Origin of the sequence: Telmatocola sphagniphila (assembly GCF_018398935.1) — a bacterium.
In the GTDB taxonomy this organism is placed as follows: domain Bacteria; phylum Planctomycetota; class Planctomycetia; order Gemmatales; family Gemmataceae; genus Telmatocola; species Telmatocola sphagniphila.
Window position 1 is genome coordinate 1,971,622 of sequence record NZ_CP074694.1, and the last position, 17,375, is coordinate 1,988,996.

Consider the following 17,375-nt stretch of genomic DNA (forward strand, 5'->3'; position numbering starts at 1 on the left):
CGAAACTTCGATTCTTTTTCATTCCAACCCTATCGGAGAAAATGCATGAGTGCGAAGCACAAATTGAATGCGGCCTATATGTCGGGCTCGTTTCTGATAGCGATCTTAGTCGGAGCTTTCTTTCAATCGACGGCGATTGTCCTGGGTACGCTGGCCTTCTTGCTCTTCATGGATTTCGTTGCGGGCAATATCCGCAAGTGATCCCCTGCCTCCCCCGTTGCTAGCACCGTCTAATAACGGGGGAGGAGTATTTCCATGCGACGGAAAAAAAGGATTGGCTTCGCTTTAGCTATCAGCGATCCTCGGATAGGCAAAATGAGAGGCGCGTCGGGTTTATCCAACGCTTCGAACCTTCCCGCTTTCCCGCCAAGTTCGGTCGTTACCCATTCAAACTGGCGCACGAAGCAGGGCACTGGCGGCTTCATCGCAAGTTCTTTCAGCATTGAGTCAACCCACATTCGCTCTTTGCCGAAGGCGTGAAACGACCGGAGTCTATTTATCGTTCCCGAGATAGGGAATCTATCGAAATCCGGGCCAACCGATTTGCTCCAGGCCTATTGCGGTCCCGAGAGATGATAAAAGGCACATGGCACGAATTGCCAAGCAGGAGAGACCCCATTTTCTCCCCATCATGCGAGCATCTTTAGAGAACGGTGATACCGATAAGCGCTTTTTGGAAAACGCGATTCGCCCTCGGGCAACGTTATTTCAGTTTTCTCCAAGCGCACTGAGGATACGTTCAACAAACTGGGTTTTTGCCGTGAAAACGCGAACAGTCGCTATTGGATTGAGATCTGGTGCCCCGCGAAATCAGTATACCTCCTTAAGCAATGTCGGTATTTGATCTTTGCGAAGGGCATCGATTACAACTTGGCTTGATTTCCAGGGATCGCCAGGAATTCGAACGATCAGTTTGCCCCACACTTTGCCGAAAGCCGCAAGGGCATCCGTCTCGGAATAGCTGACGCCAGTCGGGAGTAAGGGGGCGATGTCTTCAATGAGGCTTTGGTTCAGCTTCCGGAGCATCCGCTCTTCGGCATTCGCCCGACTGATTGGCTTCTCTTCCAACGCGAGGTAATGGTTGAAGCAACCGATCAACCTATCGCTATCCAGTTCCAGCTGTGAAAGTCCTTCGTTCAAATCAAACAGGTCACGGTTTTTATTCCTCTGAAGCAGTGCCCGAAGTTTCGTGCCGAATAGTTCTTCCGGCTCGAAGGAGATAATCTCAGTTCTCGCTTTGTGCCAGTCACTGCTGACCTCAAACGGATACGATTGCAGGCCGTGAAGATTCTGCTGCTCCCGCGTATTGATCTCGATTTTGAGCTTAAGCGGCTTGCCGTCACCTATTTCTGGAGTGAACTGGAAGACCAGATGCATCGAATGGAGAGCCTGATTCCGCTTACAGTTGCCAAGCCAGGACAGTGCTTCACGAATGGCATCCACCGTCGGCCCAATTGGCTCAGCTCTCATCTGAACCAAATCAATATCTTCAGAGTAGCGAAGCGGTTCCGAAAAGAGCAGTTTGTTGATCGCCGTGCCGCCGCGAAAAGCGATCTTGCCTTGGAGTTTCTCGCTGTTAAACAAATCGCAAAGCGCCCGGCAAATGATCAGGTCCTGTTCCACCTGCCGAAGATCGGGCCACGGAGCATTTGCTGTCCATTCTTGTAAGTGTGCCAGTGGTATCACGCTTCGAGCTCCACTGGCACATTGATGATTAGCATCCAGTCAGGGTTCTTCTCGTCCAGCAATCCGAGTTCAGCAACCAGCGGTTTGACTGCGGGATCCAGCGCCTTGAAGGACTTCGCTTTCTTGGCGAAGTCCTTGAGCGACTCGGCTTGCCGATTATGACCGAAACGCTCCAGGAAATAGCCAAGACGTCTGACCGCAGAATTTTCATAGGCACTTGCGGCCTTCGCCAGAATTCGCGGATTGGCATTTTTACCCAGATCATGAACGGCCTGCGCCGCACCGTTGATTCCCGCTGCTTTATGGAAGTAACGGCAGATATCGAGCAAGGTCAATTCCAAGCCTGCGATCTGGGCGAACCCGGCTTCCGTTTTGAGCTTCGAGAGCCACGCTGGATTGTTTGCTTCTTCAAAAGTAGCCGAAGTCTGGAACAAAAAATCGACTCTCTGGCGACCGACAGCAATCTTCGGGAGTTGCTTTGGTGCAATAACCTGAAAGATCATCGCCGCCTGATGCGACGATCCGTGAAACGCCGCCGCACGCAGCAGAGATATTCGGTAATCCAGCCCCAAATGCTTCATCAACGGATCAATCCAGCGTGAGGGGTCGGGAGCGCCAAGTTGTCGGTCCTCAGGCCTCAAAATCAAGTAGAACCCCCGGCGGGGAGAAACAAGCAGCCCTTTCCTCTTAACCCGACCAATCGCTGCTTGGAAGGCTTCCGCGGAAAGCCCAAGCTCAGCCAAAGCTTCTTCTTTGGTGAAGTAGCCTCTCCCTCTGGCAAGCTGCGATTCGATGTATTCCCTCACATTTTTCATTCCCCAATTATACCTAAAAAAAGACGGATCGCAACCATTTTCTGATATGGATGGGGCATGATAATGTGTGACAAAGCGGTCCAGAACCGCTACTCGAGACGCCCAAAAACTAGCGTCACCCAGGCCCGTCTGAACCGATACTGAATAGTTTTTTTGCAGAGCGATGCTTCGAGTTTAGGAGACTATATCTTAAACTCAACGTCGAACAGTTTAGCGGACGGTCGTCAGTTCGAGTCCAATTCGGGGAGCTTTTCACTTTTCCAGCGGAAAATCAGCCTGTTAATTAGTTAACGCGGCAGAGAGAATCGCTCCGCGCGTTCAAAATCAGCTTTTTCCCCAAAAAATACGCACTTTTTGGAGTTTTGGACGTCCTCTACCCCTCTCTCCATTCCGCGGAAAATATTTCGGGACCCCAAGTGTAAATGACGAGATTTTTTCGGGGTGCTGCTTTTTCGACTGCGAAGTATCAAATTCTTTGAATTCACAGACCGAAAACATTCCTTCAGAGGCTGAGCTTGGAGGCTCGCATAGCACACCTGTGACTCACGCTAGCTGAGGAGGGTTGTCTGCCATTTCATGGACCAGGTCAACGGAACGCCGTGCCGTCTGGCGACCATATTTTTTGCTCTCATGGGTTCACCTCGCGGGCAAAAGTGAATTCGATAGTTGAAATCAACTTCCGCTGTTCACCAGCATTCAAAGCGATGTAATCGATCTTTGCTAGATTTTCCTTTTGGTGGTTGACAATTGAAACCGACACTTCAAATCATCAACCTGATCGGAGCACCAGCCCTACCCAAAATCCAACACTTTCATAGATTCCAAGGTGGCTAATCAGACGTGTCGAAGTAGCCTGTAAGCTCGCGGAAAACCTCCGAATGCGAGAATGATTAATGTGGATAAACCCAGCATAGAGAAATTTTCCGGTACCGGAGTGAAGTCGAGGATCAGCGATGTCCCGGTGGTGTCGATAACCAAGCTTGTATTCGTAAAACTTAGAGTCTGTTCCAAAAGCGTGTATGTGTGTATAATTACACATGGAACGGAAACCCTATTCAACAGATTTAACGGATGCTCAGTGGGCTCTTTTGGAGCCCTGGATTCCCGAGGCTCGACCCGGTGGTCGACCGCGAAAAACCGACATGCGAGAAGTCGTCAATGCCCTATTCTACCTGACCAAGGAAGGATGTCGCTGGCGAGGTTTACCGCATGACTTTCCCCCGTGGAAAACGGTTTACAATTATTTTGAAGCTTGGAAGCGGGACGGCACTTGGGAAGAGATCCTAACGGCTCTGCGCTGTCGCGTTCGTCAAGCGGCCAATCGTTCGCCCAATCCTCGCGTTGCCTGCATCGACAGCCAGTCGGTGAAGACGGCTTTTGGAGGAGAAGAAGTCGGAACCGATGGCGGCAAAAAGGTCCGCGGCCGTAAACGCCACATCGTGGTGGATACTCTCGGATTACTGCTAGCCCTAGTGGTAACGGGCGCGAATGTCGATGATGCCAAAGCTGCTCAAACGCTGTTTGAACAGATGCCCAAAACTGCTTTTCCCCGCTTGGAAACCATACAGGCGGACAACAAGTATCACAATTATCAATTGCAGAGTTGGCTGCGGGATCACAAGCGACCCTATACCGTTTGGGTGGTGAATCGTCCGTCGGGAGAACGAAAGTTTATGCCGCTGAGAAGTCGCTGGGTGGTGGAGCGAACTTTCGCCTGGTTGGGACGTTGTCGACGGCTAAGTAAAGACTACGAGCATTTACCGGAATCCAGCGAGGCCATCGTGCAAATCGCATGCATTCAACACTACTTACGCCGTCTCTATCCCAGTCGAGTGAAACATACACAACGGTTTCGGTATAAAGGCCATACTCCTAAAACTCTAGCCGCTTAATTCGGCTTTTGGAACAGACTCTTAGTACGCGCTGGCCCTGTCCCCTACCCTCCTGCGACGGGCTTGTCAATTAACCAACTGCAAACCACTACCAAAGTTTTGCAACGGACAAATCGAATCCCAACACGTCACTTACCCAGCGAGAGATTCTCAGTTACTTTGCCCGCTTAGCCCTCTCATCGTACCAAGCCTGCAACAGAAGAAAACTCGCGAAAACCATCACGACCCACTGATAAAAAGTCAACCCCGAGTCCATCCTTGGCTCAATTCGAATGAACTCCATTACGAAGCGAAAAACGCAATATGCGATGAGGTAAATCTTCAACCGCTGGGTCGCGAATTGATTGGAAATCTGCCAGCGCGCCAGTATCCAGACCCAAAAGCCGTGAAAAACCGATTCGTACAACTGCGTTGGATGACGTGGAATTCCATCGCCAAAATCGTAGCCCCAGGGCAATTCTGTTGGCTTACCCGCACAGCATCCATTCGCAAAACAGCCAAGCCGTCCAATCGTCAGAGCGAGCGCCAGAGGCAGAGCGAGACCATCTCCAGTTTTTACGCGAATACCGCGAATCGCCTTGCATATTTCGACCCCAAGATAGGCTCCCATCAATCCCGTGGTTAACGTTTTACCGTCTGAAAACCAGGTTTCCCACGAATACATCGCCGGATCATTCATCAATACGAAAGGTAACTTGGCGCTAATCGTTCCCCCAAAAAATGCAGAGATTCCTATCCAGATTCGATCCATCAGAGGCAGGCGAGCCGATGGATCATTGACGGCAAACAGCCGACGGCCCAAAAGGAAAACCAGAACGGCCAAGATCATGCAGGCGCCATAGGCAAAGCGCCCGCTCATGATTTTACACCACCCAGTGAAATCAAGGGCAGATTAGAAATGCTTCGTGATGATGTGTCCTGCTTGGAATCTGCAAGCGGTGGTAGAGGCAATGTGCCATCGCGGTATAAGGTGTTGTAAGCACAAAAGGGTATTATGTGACCGCTGGGCAAAATGTGCGCCAGGCAGCATTTCATCACTCGCCGGGTATCGAAAGTATAGCTATCCAGAAAACCGGTAAGCGTGATGCGAAAGACCTCCTTGCCCGTCAACTTTTCTGACAGCGCCTGCTCGATGAAATTGGAAGGCTCGGCCGATCCGCACCCTCCCGGACCGCAGCCGCAATCCCCTGCCGAGGCAACGGCTTTTGCGACGAGGTTCCTGGCTCGAGCGGGAGTATATACGATGGAATTGGCAATCAGATCCATATGTGGTTTCGGATCGATCAGTCGCGAAATAGGTACGACACTCTCTTCTCCCCGATAGAGATAAGCCATTCGATGACAATTGGGGTGGGCACAGGGCAAAGGATAAAAATCGTCTGCACGAAGTATCTCCGGCACTTGCCGCACCAAGGCTTTCATCAGATCGGGCATGGTCGTGCGATTTTCGAGATCTTTCGCAGGAAGATGCCGGCCGCAGTATGTAGCCAGCTGATAGCTCACGCCGCGAACTTCTTCCCGCGACAGCCCGAACTTCAGCACTTCACCCACCTGATCGATATTTGCCGTATGTTCTACAGTACAAACCAACGTGCAGCGTATTCCGGCCTCGCGAAGTCGGTCCAGTGCCTGCCGTTTGACATCGAGAAGATTCTCGCCGCGCAAAGCGAGATGGCTTTCACTCGAAAATCCGTCGAATTGAAGATAAATTTCCAGCCGATCTCGCATCGTGGCTAGTTGAGAAACGAGATCCGGATCCCGTGCGAGCCGAATACCGTTTGTGTTGATCATCACGACCTGTATCGGTTGCTGATAGGCATACTCCAGCATAGGGACAAGTTCGGGATGAAGTGTCGGTTCACCGCCAGAGAGCTGCAGCACATCAGCGATCCCTTCATGCAGAATATAGCGATCCACCATCGATTTATAGGTCGCAAAATCGATGTGCTTACCGCCGGGCCCTGACTCCGCAAAGCACATTGGGCAACGTAAATTGCAAGAGGAAGTAATTTCGATTAATCCAATGCAGGTGTGCTGTTCGTGCTCCGGGCAGAGGCCGCAATCGTAGGGGCAGCCTTTGTCGGCAGTTGTCCCATACGATTCCGGCATTCGCGCCGGCTGATCGAATTCATGCTGGTCGTAAAAAGCGACATCCGAGCATATGAAATCTTCGCGCGTTCCGTGTTCCGGACAATGCTTCCGGAAGTAAACGCGTTGGCCGCGCACCAGGATTTTCGCATCGACCACTCGTTTGCATTCGGGGCAGAGGCTTCGAGTGGTTCCGCGATAGACGTAATCTCGAACGGGCATCTTAGACTCCCGATTAATTAAGAATTCAGATAGATCCGGATCCCAATGATGTCGCTTGAAATCCGCCTTCAGTTCATCAGTTGAGCTGAGATGATTCAATTTTCAGAAGCACGCAACTTCGCCAGAGGATCAAGGGAATCCTCCACATCGATCCAGGATCAGGATGAAGCCAGCGATCCCGAGGACAACAAATACGCAGAAAAGTATCAGAAACCACTTGATTAGCAAACTACAACCAAAATCAGGATACAATTCACGAGGATCCTTGCCCGGCGGGGACTCGCCCGCGTCTTTCGTAGGGGGCGGAACGGCAATGGTCATCTCTGAAGCCGTTTTGACTTGCTTATTTTCTAAGTTAATGGGCGGCGTATTCGGCACTTCGGCCGACTTCGGAGCAATGGGATTCGGATCGCTCGACGCTTTCCCGGGCGCCGGAGTCGCGGGATTCTGGGGCTCGTTCATAGTCTTCTCTCGAAGTAGGTGAGGGTTTCCACGAACTCTTTCATTTTAAGCGACAGATTGAATTGCGACTATAAATTCTGAATTTGAATAAAATAGTTCGGTACGATCGCGGAGCCCGATGGCTGAACGACCAAAATAATCAGTCTAATAAAATAGACCTTGTTTACAGTCTGCACTTTCCCAGAAAGTCTTAACAATTTAGGGGTATTGGGAATTTGAATTGCTCTTGAAAAAGCCGGTGCTTCCGTCAGCATGGTGGTGCTTAAAAAACATCAAGCCAGGAAGGCACCGGCCATGGAAGTATCTCGTTTTCCCTCCTTTCTGTCCAGCGCTTTTTCCGCCCTGGTCTTCTTTTTGGATGCTCGAATCCAGTCGCTAACCGTGCGTATCTTCCGCGGCATGTTCCTCGCTCAGGACCAGCGACGCACCGCCTCCCGATGGTTCCGAGCCGCCGGTATCCGTCGAAAGTACAAGTCGGCCTACCGGCACCTTGCAGCGGTCGGTCGAGAATCCCTTTCGATGAGTACCGCCGTGGGACGACTGGTTCTCAAACACCCGGCGGCCCAATCCGAGAAGATCGTGATTGCTCTGGATGACACCCTCACCAAACGTTACGGTCCGAAGGTCGAAGGGGCCGGAATTCACCACAATCCGACTCCGGGTCCGATCGGACAGTTGCTCGAATACGGGCAGAACTTCGTCGTGGCGGCTTTATTGGCCTGGCATCCTCTCCACGGCGTTATCGGCTTGCCTTGGCGAGCCCAGTTATACGTCCGCCAGAAAGAGGTCGCGACGCTTCCCCGCAAGTACCAGTGGAAGTTTCGGACCAAGCTGCAACTGGCGGTGGAGATCCTGCAATGGCTCTCGAAGTCTTTGTTTTCTCCGGGGAAAGCAGTCTGGATCGTGGCGGATGGCGGCTATGCGAAGAAACCGATTCTGCGGGCGTGTCGGCAGTTGAACTTCACATTGATCAGTCGGCTCCGCAAGGATGCCGCCCTATACGAGTTGCCCTCTCCCTCCAAAGGTCGGGGGCGTCCCCGCAAGTACGGAGAGAAGCGAATCGACTTGGCCAAGCGAGCGGCTCATGCCCGGGGATGGTCGTCGGCCTCCCTGCAGTTGTACGGTCGCCCAGAAGTCAAAACGTACAAGAGTTTTCTGGCGACCTGGAAGTCGGCGGAGGGAGTCATCCGCGTGGTTCTGGTTAAAGAGAAAAAAGGGTGGATCGCTTTCTTCTCGACGAATCCGGAGGCGACGGTGGCCCAGATCCTGGAAACCGTGGCCAGCCGCAATGCCATCGAGCAGGTCTTCAAGGACGTCAAGGAAGTTTGGAGAGCCGGTCAGCAGCAATTGCGAAACCTGCACGCCAACATCGGCGCGTTTCACATGAACCTGTGGATGATGACTTTGACCGAACTGTGGGCTTGGGATCAACCGCAAAGGAAGTTAGTGGATCGTGCCGATCGTCCCTGGGATAATCGGCCGCGACGGCCTTCTCATAACGATCGACGCAAGTCGTTGCTAAAGCTGATTTTGCAAGAAGAATTTCGAGCACTTCCGCAAAGAGGGCCCGGAACGCGAAAATACAAAAAAGCCGTCAAACGCTTGTTCCAAATGGCCTGCTCCGCTTAGATTATCTGGGAAAGTGCAGTATTACTACTGAGGATGGAAAAGCCGAAGTCGAGCAGGCAATGAAATCGCTCCGGCAAGCTATTGCGGAGGGGTTTACCGGAGTAGGTCGTTTGAAGTCGGCTGCCCCTTTAGAACTTCTTCGTCCGCGTGCGGATTTTCAGAAGCTGGTTAAGGAATTGGAGGCAAAAGTCTCGAAGATACTAGAAGCACCTATGCCATCCCAACAGAAGAAGTGAGAACCTGTCGATAGCCTTCATAGTGGAAAGAATGGAGGGGAAGTCAGTTCCGGGCGATTGTCTCGGGTATCAACTCGAGAACATAAATTTTGATTTAATGACCTCAACATTTCCATTGATCGCTGGTAAGTCGGTCCTTCGAAAGCTAACTTGACGGAATGACCGAATTAACTCGGATTCTGAACGACCTCAATTCAGGCGACCTGCACGCCTCCGCCAAACTGCTGCCGTTGGTGTACGAAGAGCTCCGAAAGCTAGCCTCTATTCGCATGAACCCGGAATCGTCCGATCATACTTTGAGCCCAACAGCACTGGTGCACGAAGCGTACATTCGGCTGGTCGGCGCTGAAGACCTTCCTCGATGGGAAAATCGAGCCCATTTCTTTGCCGCCGCCGCAACCGCCATGCGACGTATTCTGATCGATCGAGCTCGACGAAAATCCCGCGCCATCCACGGAGGAGAGCATCGGCGTGTAGCTTTTTCCTTAGATACGATTTTAGCGGTAGAGCCGAATGAAGAACTATTGGAGCTGGATCACGCTCTTACGAAGTTTGCTCAAAAGGATCCCCTCAAAGCCCAACTCGTCGAATTGCGTTTCTTTGCCGGTTTAACGAGCGATCAAGTCGCGGCGATTCTGGGGATTTCTCCAAGATCAGCCGATCGCCACTGGGTCTACGCGCAAGCCTGGTTGCGACGGGAAATCCTTCGTAGCCAAGACGAGTAAAAATTATTCAGGATTTTTGGCACTCGGGACATTCTTTTGTCGCATTGAGAGTAGGAACTACTCCGAATCCTCTCGAAGGACAGCCATGACTGAAGAATCCTTGTTCCACGAAGCCTTAGCACTGTCCGCGGACGAACGATCCGTGTTCCTCGATAAAGCCTGCGCCAATCAGCCAGAACTTCGGGCATCGATCGAATCTCTATTAAGTGCCCATCAGAAACGTGGCAATCTGTTCGATCCGTTCGTTGCCAATCGGAATCCTTATTTGCAAACCGGACCTGAGCTAACTTCGGATTATAATCCGCAAATGGAATCGGGCTTAATCATCGCGGGACGATATATTTTGCAGGAAAAGATCGGCGAAGGAGGGATGGGCGAGGTCTGGGTGGCCAAGCAAACCGAGCCGGTCAAACGCCGCATCGCACTGAAACTGATCAAGGCGGGGATGGATACCAAGAGCGTCCTTCAGCGGTTTGAACAAGAGCGTCAAGCCCTGGCTCTGATGGATCATCCGAACATCGCCCGAGTTCTCGACGGAGGCATGACGGCAGACCGCCGGCCGTTCTTCGTCATGGAACTGGTCAACGGACTCCCATTAAACAAATTTTGCGATGAAGCCAAACTCGGAATTCGGGAGCGATTGGAGCTATTCATTCCGATCTGCCAAGCGGTCCAGCACGCACATCAAAAGGGGATTATTCATCGCGACTTAAAGCCGACTAATATCCTAGTGACGATCATAGATGGCCGGCCAATTCCTAAAGTAATTGATTTCGGTGTGGCCAAGGCAACCTCCGGTCATCTTTCGGAGGACTCCCCTTCCACACAATTCGGAGCCGTCGTTGGCACTTTCGAATACATGGCTCCCGAACAAGCGGGCTATGCCGGTGAAGATATCGATACCCGAGCGGACATTTATTCCTTGGGTGTTCTTCTCTATGAACTACTGACCGGCATGAGACCTTTAGATGGCAGGCGATTGAAGAAAGCCGCTTTAATCGGTAGTCGACAATTCCCTGATTTTGGTATTTTCTCGATTTTGCGGATCGGTTAGAAATTGGCAATGGATGCCAAGGAGCAACTCAAGGAAGATGTCCGGACGGGAAAGGTCAGCACCGATTACCTGATCGACTTGATTTTTTCCCTCCAGAACCAATTGCAAGCAGCTCTCCAAGAAATCGCAGACCTCAAAAAGCAAATCGCCTCCTCTCCTACGCCCAAGGTCGCTGAACCGTATTCGATAAAGGCGGAAGAGAAGCGCCAAGAAGCCAAGAATCCGAAAAAAAAGCGTAAGCAGAAGAATGGCAAGAAACGCGGTCGCATCACCTCGGCGGAAAAGATCGCTCAGGCCGAACGCAGCGAAGCGATTTATCCTGAAGGCCTGGACAAGAACGCATGTCATTTGTCGCACACTCGACCGGTGTGGCGAGTAGAAAACGGTCGAGCGGTGCTGATCGCCTACCAGATTTATCGGGGCCCTAAAAACCGCTACGGCCAAATCCCTGGCGTGATAGGCCGCAGCGAATTCGGCATAGAAATCTTCGTCGAGATTGCTTTCCTGGTCTACACCGTCGGGATGTCATTCGACAAAGTCTGTCTGTCGCTCCAATTCTTTCAGAATATGACTCTGCGAAAAGCGCAGGTCGATGCGTTGCTGCACCGGTTGTCGCGTCATTGGGAAAAGGAATTCGATACGCTGTGCACGCTGGTGGCCAACTCATTGGTTGTCTGGACCGATGAGACGGGCTGGAGCTTGAACAGCGTGTGGGCGTTCCTCTCGGAGAAAGCCCGGATCCTGTTGTTCGGAGTCAACAAGGATGCCGACACGCTGGCGAAAATTCTCGACCCGTCCACGTTCAAAGGTCTGGTGGTCAGCGACGATGCGGCGGTTTACGGGCACTTCACTCATTCGCAAAAGTGCTGGGCGCACCTGTTGCGGAAGGCCATCAAGCTGACGTTGCTCGAACCGGACAATGCCGAATACCGCCGCTTCACCGATCGGTTAATCGAAATCTATCGGAAGGCTGTTCGCGTCAAGCGCGACGGACGACTGGGCGAGGCGGGTCGTCTCCAGAAAATTGCCGAACTGGAGGACGAGATCGTCGTCTTGTGCAGGCCCCTGTGGTCTCAGAATTTGCCGAAGTTGGCCGGAACGCAAGACGATTATCGCAAGCTGAACAACGAAATCATGACGCTGGTGATGAGGGAGGAGTTATTCGCGTTCGTGACGACCGAGGAGGTGGAGCAACCCAACGGGGTAACTGTGGAAGTCGGGGCGACGAACAACGAAAGCGAACGGACGCTGCGGAAGCCTGCAGAAGCCCGCAAGACGGGCCGGACCAGCAAGTCGCTGTTCGGGGCTCGTCGGCAATCGATTTTGACCAGCGTGCTGGAATCGCTCCGCTTGTACCTGAAACAGTTCACCTTGGCGAACGTAATCGAAGAGATCAACAGTTGGACCGAGGAAGGGATCAGCTGCTTTACGAAATTGTTGAATAAGATGAACTTGTCGCTCCCCAAAATCTCTGTCCTCAATGGACTGTTTCCCAAGGTTGAAGCAGAGCCCAAACTCAAACCAAGCGGGTAGATAAAAGGTGTCGCCTGTCCTCCTCCAATACAACGGTAAAAACCAGACCCAATCAAGCGCTAAGCAACGAGTTTTCACCTGTGCCGATAACCCATCTGTCGGCAAATTCAAAAGCCGAGTCAACCTCAGCATGCTCCATGCTGCGCACAGATATTGCGGCTACCTTTAATCGAGATGATCCGCATCATCAAAGAAGAAGAACCCTCCAAGCCCTCGACGAGGATCTCGACAGAAGAAACGGCACCTTCCCAAGCCGCCTTACGACATACCGAACCCAAAAAGCTTGCAGCTATGTTGCGGGGGGAACTCGACTGGGTAGTAATGAAGTGTTTGGAGAAGCAGCGCGATCGTCGCTACGAGACCGCCAGTGGATTAGCGAGGGATATTCAACGCTATCTTTCGAACGATATGGTCGAGGCCCGACCGGCGAGTGCCGGTTACCGCTTTAAGAAATTTGTCAGCCGCCACAAGGGCCAAGTGGCCGCGGTTGCCTTAATTCTCGTTGCACTCTTAGCGGGAATCGTGGGCACGGCGTGGGGGCTTTTTCGAGAGGATAAGGCCAACACCCAATTAGCAAAGAAGATCGACGAGTTAGCCGAAGAGCAAACAAAAGTGCAGGCTCGATTCGAATTGGCTCAGAAAGCCATCGCTGCTTTACATACGGGTGTCAGCGAAGATTTTTTGCTCAAGAGTGATCAATTCAAAGAGCTACGTAATCGGCTACTCGGACAAGCCGCTGACTTCTATAAGGATCTAGAGAAATTATTAGAGGGGCAGACCGATACGAAATCGCGCCGTCTGTTGGCCGAGGGGTATTTTCAGCTGGCCGAGTTGATGGGCAAGACCGGGTCCCAATCTGGAGCGTTGGATGTTCAACGAAAAGCCTTAGCAATCCGACGAGCTTTGGCGAAAGAGCCTGGGGCTGATGTGGAAATGCAGTTAGATGTAGCTCGAAGTCTGGGTGCGACAGGCAATATACTGTACGCCACCGGTGACTTGGAGGGTGCTTTGCGTGAATTTGCTGAACAGGAAGATGTAGCCAGATTACTAGAGATCAAATTTCCGATCGAGTCAGTGCGGACTGCTTTAGCACAATCATTGAATTCCACAAGCTGGACTCTGTATCTGAAAGGTAAGTCTGATGAAGCGCTGCTCGCAAGCGAGAAAGCTGTGAAAATCTTGGATGAGGTTTCAAAAATCAACCCGAATGCCGCTGCAATCCGATTTGATTTAGCCTCAAGTCTCATGCGAATGGGTACGATTCTACCGAATGTTGGTAAGTGGCAGGATGCGTTTTCATCCCTGGAGAGTGCGCGGCTCATACTCAAGAAACTAGCCGACGACCACCCCACCGTCGTTCGGTATCGACACCAATTAGCAGTAACAACTACCAACACTTCCGCTTGTTTATTCGATGTCGGAAATTTCAGGAAAACGCTCGCGACCACTAAAGAGGCGATATCAATTCTACAGCAACCAGTGGACGGCTATCCTGGATTAATCCAATTTCAGCACACACTCGCCTTGGACTACTTAAATTCAGGCCGGGCCATGGGTGAGTTAGGAATGCTCCTGGAGGCAAAACCGGCCTTCGAGACAGCAATGAAAATTTGGAAGAATCTTGTCGAAGCCTCTCCGACCGAGATCACTTATCAATATTTTTTTGCATTTTGCAGTAACGAGATCGGAAAACTGCAGGCTCGAACAGGCAACCCAGAGAAATCATTTGAAGCTCATGAAAAAGCTAAGACTCTGCTTCAAAGCCTCTCTGAAAAGCAACCAACCTTCCATTGGGCGAAACGCGTCCTTGCGAATACTAATGAAAATATTAGCAAATTACTGACAGCTTCAGGAAAGTATGAAGAGGCACTTTCGGTCTGCCACAAAGCTTTGGCGATCCGACAAAAGCTCAAAGAGGAGCAGCCCAACGTCACTTGGACAAGCGAGGAACTATCTGCTACTCTTATCAGCTTAGCAAAAGTACAACGTCAGATGGTGAAGCTAGCGGACGCATTGGTATCGATACGGCGTGCCATCGCGTTCTTGGAACAATTACCCACACGCACTCCTCGTAACACCTACAATCTCGCCTGCTGTTACGCTCTTCTGGCCGGAATTTCAACGATGAAAGAAGCAGGAATTCGACTCGATGATGGCGCAAATTATTCTAATATTGCAATGAAGTTCCTACGGCAGGCTTTTGATGGCGGTTATGATAGCGTTTCCAATTTACGGGTCGACATCTCTCTTGATTCTCTTCGGACCCGTGAAGACTTCAAAAAATTACTCTCGGAACAGGAAAAGAAGTTCGAAGACAAAATGCCCTAGTTGCGAGCCACACTGAAACTTCCACCACCAGCGCCGGGAATGCCAAATATTGTCCAATATTAAGTGGAAGTATTATTTGCGCTATTCCATTGCCAATCAGCTAAATTTTGGTCGTAACTCAATTTTTAAACTATAAGCGAAAAGGCGACAGACATGAATTTTCTCTTTGAGCACCCAATTTTGTGCATTCCTCCAATGTTGAACGTTGTTGCCATTCTGCTGTATCGAGGAATATTTCGGTATTATGCGATCTTACTACTTATCCCTATAGGTTCAGCAGCGGCTTTCGATTTTTACAGTCTATCGCAAAATGGGAATCTCACTGGTATTGCGACAATTTTGGTTTCTGGACCTTCCGTTCTAGTCCTTTTCATACTTGGAGTCATAAATCTTTTCTCGCGAGTCACTCGATCCCGACACCAGTCTAATATTTCTGATGAGGATCTATCAGCGTAGGCGCGGCGGTTGCAAACTACAGCGGTCGGAGAGCCAGCTCAATTAAATACTTTCCCCGATGTTTACGCAACTTTGTCTGCTTCGAAGCGAATCTTTTATGATTCTTCGGTGATAACCGGCTATCCGGCAAGGGGGGGTGTGATGAAATTTCGCGTATGAGAGTCTGTTCCAAAAGCCGGGATGAACCCTACAAATCCTTGAGATATTAGCCCGAAATAGGGGCTTTTGGAACAGACTCTGAAATAGGGAACCTCGGCTCGGTGGATTTGGAAAAGCATTTATTAAAGTGGCAAAATGATATTCTCGAAGTGCTTAGGGCTCTCGAATGTTCGTCGGAATTGCGCTAACGAAAGGATTGGAGACTACCCTTTTTTGGAACGTTCGGTGGTCAGATTCAAAAAAATCTGCTTCATGACGCGAATGTTTTCTTTCTTCTGACCAGAACAACTTACATCATTCGTGGGACAGATTTGATGGCTCGCGTGGAATTTTATGGTCCCATTTCTACACATGAGGGATTTATGAAGAGACAAACAAGCAAATTATCTCTAATTTTTGGATCATCAAACATAATTCTTATGAGCGCAATTGTAGGTGTCGAACTATTAAGTATTATTGATGGAATAGCGGTTTCACTGATCGGACTAACCATATGCTTTTTCTGGATCCGAAGAAATCGGAAAGAAAAAAGAAGCAGATCAATGGTTGGAATTTCAGAGAACAGGAGTAATAAAAGTAGAGTATTGAGCTATCTCCCTTATATTTTCGGTGCTATCTGGATCATATTTTTTATTTATCATTTACGCCTTATGTTTGACTTCATTTTCAGCGGAGGAAGTTGGGGGAGCTTTTGAATTTGGAATCTTTCCGCACCCCTTAATTTGTGAACAGTTCAGCACCCTTACCCTCTGACAACCGAAGCTTTTTACCCGGCTTGCCGAAATCGCTATTATGAAATCGACTTCTATCTCCGTTTTAGTTCACTTGAGTCCGATGATTTTTGAAACCAATACAGCTTGCAGTATCCCTAAAGGTATCAACGAATAGAACGTGATTCTGGGTTTCTTGAAACCTTTGGATATCAAGTACCCAACTATCGGGCCAACAATAGCTCCTATTGCGATAGCGATTGGCCATTTTTCCCGATAGGGAAGAGTATTCGCTCCAAGAAAGACTACCGTTCCAGAACACATTGCGAACCAGAATGAATACAAGATCAGAATGAAAGAGGGTAATTTTATCATGTTGGGTTTAATGCCACTACATTCGAAAAATCACCCGAAATGCAGCTTCTGAGTTATGTCGCGAGATGGATTCACTGGTTCCAGGTGTGGAATAAAGAAGAATCCGGTTAGAATATCCCACAAGCAAAAATATGACAAGTGGACAACGCGACATTAGAAATAATTCCGGTTACCGATATCGATATCGACAAGTGCAAGTATATTTTTAGAAACGGATTTTACGTATCTCGAGGGTCAAAAAGACTCCACTAGTGAAGAAAGATAATCCCGACGTGCTTCGCATAACACTGCCCATTGAGACGCGGCTTATCTCGCGATGAAAATGAGTATGCGCGGCATCGATTCGACTTTTTATTAACTTGATGAAACCGGCTTTCTGGCGTACAATAAGTTTCGCCTTGCGAATTCGAAATATATTACAAGCCAAGTGTCCAATGAAGCCTCAAACATCAATCGCCTTGCTGTTGATCCTGGTCAGTGGATGCGGACCGCGCGTCTTTAATTCGATACCTGGCAAAGAACCTTTATTTTCTGTTCATCCTGTTGTGGCATGGGGCGCTGTTCAAAATGAAGTGAGTTATTACTTCAAAGGACGACCCTACTTCTATGACTCCGATCAAGAATTGACCAACGTAACATTCGTTTCAGCGAGTTGTCTTCCTACCAACGGTATGAATTTTCCCGTACATGCCGAATTAAGTGAACAGCAACGAAAGCAATTGAGAGATTTTGCAATTGCGCATCCTGCCAAAGAATACGTTCTTCGTCTTAGCTCCGAAAAGCCAATGAAATCGGCATCTGGCCCTCCCATAGCAAAGATCATTGCGAATTTCGATCTCATCAATTTAGATAAAAACAATCTCATTGGTTTCCACGAAATCGATGATAATCATGCAACGGAATTAGCCAAAAAGCTCACATCAAGTTCTCCTTAAATATATTTCACACTCTATGATGTGCTGCACTTTGGTGATTCCCTCATCAGCCCTATCGTGTTTCAACCAA

The 17,375-nt window shown here is 50.0% G+C and carries 13 protein-coding genes; 8 read left to right on the forward strand and 5 right to left on the reverse strand.

Translation table 11 applies throughout. The features are described 5' to 3' along the window. The first annotated feature begins 45 nt into the window (after window positions 1-45). On the forward strand, window positions 46-201 hold the full coding sequence (locus KIH39_RS07935; protein WP_213498807.1) for a hypothetical protein: 156 nt from the start codon (window positions 46-48) through the stop codon (window positions 199-201). 609 nt (window positions 202-810) lie between these two features. On the opposite strand, the gene KIH39_RS07940 is transcribed toward KIH39_RS07935, so the two are convergent. After that, the gene (locus KIH39_RS07940; protein WP_213498808.1) at window positions 811-1,686 is read right to left on the reverse strand and encodes a nucleotidyl transferase AbiEii/AbiGii toxin family protein; all 876 of its coding nucleotides are present in this window, start codon (window positions 1,684-1,686) and stop codon (window positions 811-813) included. Beyond that, complete coding sequence (locus tag KIH39_RS07945) at window positions 1,683-2,492, reverse strand: type IV toxin-antitoxin system AbiEi family antitoxin domain-containing protein (protein WP_213498809.1); 810 nt, start codon at window positions 2,490-2,492, stop codon at window positions 1,683-1,685. Before KIH39_RS07945 ends, KIH39_RS07940 begins: the two co-directional genes overlap by 4 nt. A 1,046-nt stretch (window positions 2,493-3,538) precedes the next feature. Here KIH39_RS07945 and KIH39_RS07950 point away from each other — a divergent pair. After that, the gene (locus tag KIH39_RS07950) at window positions 3,539-4,393 is read left to right on the forward strand and encodes an IS5 family transposase (protein ID WP_246539600.1); all 855 of its coding nucleotides are present in this window, start codon (window positions 3,539-3,541) and stop codon (window positions 4,391-4,393) included. 154 nt (window positions 4,394-4,547) lie between these two features. Here the strand turns inward: KIH39_RS07950 and KIH39_RS07955 are convergent, their stop codons facing one another. The 3 genes from KIH39_RS07955 to KIH39_RS07965 form a co-directional block, all read right to left on the reverse strand. Then, window positions 4,548-5,252 (reverse strand): prolipoprotein diacylglyceryl transferase, encoded by a 705-nt coding sequence (locus KIH39_RS07955; protein WP_213498810.1) that lies wholly within the window; start codon window positions 5,250-5,252, stop codon window positions 4,548-4,550. After that, window positions 5,249-6,703, reverse strand: a complete 1,455-nt coding sequence (locus tag KIH39_RS07960) for a radical SAM protein (RefSeq protein WP_213498811.1) — start codon at window positions 6,701-6,703, stop codon at window positions 5,249-5,251. The genes KIH39_RS07955 and KIH39_RS07960 overlap by 4 nt, the downstream gene beginning before the upstream one ends. Window positions 6,704-6,832: 129 nt before the next feature. Next, the gene (locus tag KIH39_RS07965; RefSeq protein WP_213498812.1) at window positions 6,833-7,165 is read right to left on the reverse strand and encodes a hypothetical protein; all 333 of its coding nucleotides are present in this window, start codon (window positions 7,163-7,165) and stop codon (window positions 6,833-6,835) included. 294 nt (window positions 7,166-7,459) lie between these two features. On the opposite strand from KIH39_RS07965, the gene KIH39_RS07970 reads away from it, so the two are divergent. The 6 genes from KIH39_RS07970 to KIH39_RS07995 all read left to right on the forward strand — a co-directional run bounded on the left by KIH39_RS07970 (window position 7,460) and on the right by KIH39_RS07995 (window position 17,305). Further along, on the forward strand, window positions 7,460-8,794 hold the full coding sequence (locus KIH39_RS07970) for an IS701 family transposase (RefSeq protein ID WP_213498813.1): 1,335 nt from the start codon (window positions 7,460-7,462) through the stop codon (window positions 8,792-8,794). 394 nt (window positions 8,795-9,188) lie between these two features. Further along, the gene (locus tag KIH39_RS07975; RefSeq protein ID WP_213498814.1) at window positions 9,189-9,755 is read left to right on the forward strand and encodes an ECF-type sigma factor; all 567 of its coding nucleotides are present in this window, start codon (window positions 9,189-9,191) and stop codon (window positions 9,753-9,755) included. Window positions 9,756-9,840: 85 nt separating this feature from the next. Continuing rightward, a complete protein-coding gene (locus tag KIH39_RS07980) occupies window positions 9,841-10,809 on the forward strand; it encodes a serine/threonine protein kinase (RefSeq protein ID WP_213498815.1) in 969 nt (322 codons plus the stop codon). A gap of 9 nt (window positions 10,810-10,818) precedes the next feature. Continuing rightward, window positions 10,819-12,342, forward strand: a complete 1,524-nt coding sequence (locus KIH39_RS07985; protein ID WP_213494887.1) for an IS66 family transposase — start codon at window positions 10,819-10,821, stop codon at window positions 12,340-12,342. Window positions 12,343-12,516: 174 nt separating this feature from the next. Continuing rightward, a complete protein-coding gene (locus KIH39_RS07990) occupies window positions 12,517-14,670 on the forward strand; it encodes a tetratricopeptide repeat protein (RefSeq protein WP_213498816.1) in 2,154 nt (717 codons plus the stop codon). Between the two features lie 2,134 nt (window positions 14,671-16,804). Beyond that, complete coding sequence (locus tag KIH39_RS07995; RefSeq protein WP_213498817.1) at window positions 16,805-17,305, forward strand: hypothetical protein; 501 nt, start codon at window positions 16,805-16,807, stop codon at window positions 17,303-17,305. Window positions 17,306-17,375 lie beyond the last annotated feature (70 nt).

Excerpts from the sequence above, each read along its gene's own strand:
- KIH39_RS07965 (WP_213498812.1), bottom strand. The coding sequence starts at position 7,165 with ATGAACGAGCCCCAGAATCCCGCGACTCCGGCGCCCGGGAAAGCGTCG.
- KIH39_RS07985 (WP_213494887.1), top strand. The coding sequence starts at position 10,819 with ATGGATGCCAAGGAGCAACTCAAGGAAGATGTCCGGACGGGAAAGGTC.
- KIH39_RS07980 (WP_213498815.1), top strand. The coding sequence starts at position 9,841 with ATGACTGAAGAATCCTTGTTCCACGAAGCCTTAGCACTGTCCGCGGAC.
- KIH39_RS07950 (WP_246539600.1), top strand. The coding sequence starts at position 3,539 with ATGGAACGGAAACCCTATTCAACAGATTTAACGGATGCTCAGTGGGCT.
- KIH39_RS07990 (WP_213498816.1), top strand. The coding sequence starts at position 12,517 with ATGATCCGCATCATCAAAGAAGAAGAACCCTCCAAGCCCTCGACGAGG.
- KIH39_RS07970 (WP_213498813.1), top strand. The coding sequence starts at position 7,460 with ATGGAAGTATCTCGTTTTCCCTCCTTTCTGTCCAGCGCTTTTTCCGCC.
- KIH39_RS07975 (WP_213498814.1), top strand. The coding sequence starts at position 9,189 with ATGACCGAATTAACTCGGATTCTGAACGACCTCAATTCAGGCGACCTG.
- KIH39_RS07955 (WP_213498810.1), bottom strand. The coding sequence starts at position 5,252 with ATGAGCGGGCGCTTTGCCTATGGCGCCTGCATGATCTTGGCCGTTCTG.
- KIH39_RS07995 (WP_213498817.1), top strand. The coding sequence starts at position 16,805 with ATGAAGCCTCAAACATCAATCGCCTTGCTGTTGATCCTGGTCAGTGGA.
- KIH39_RS07935 (WP_213498807.1), top strand. The coding sequence starts at position 46 with ATGAGTGCGAAGCACAAATTGAATGCGGCCTATATGTCGGGCTCGTTT.
- KIH39_RS07960 (WP_213498811.1), bottom strand. The coding sequence starts at position 6,703 with ATGCCCGTTCGAGATTACGTCTATCGCGGAACCACTCGAAGCCTCTGC.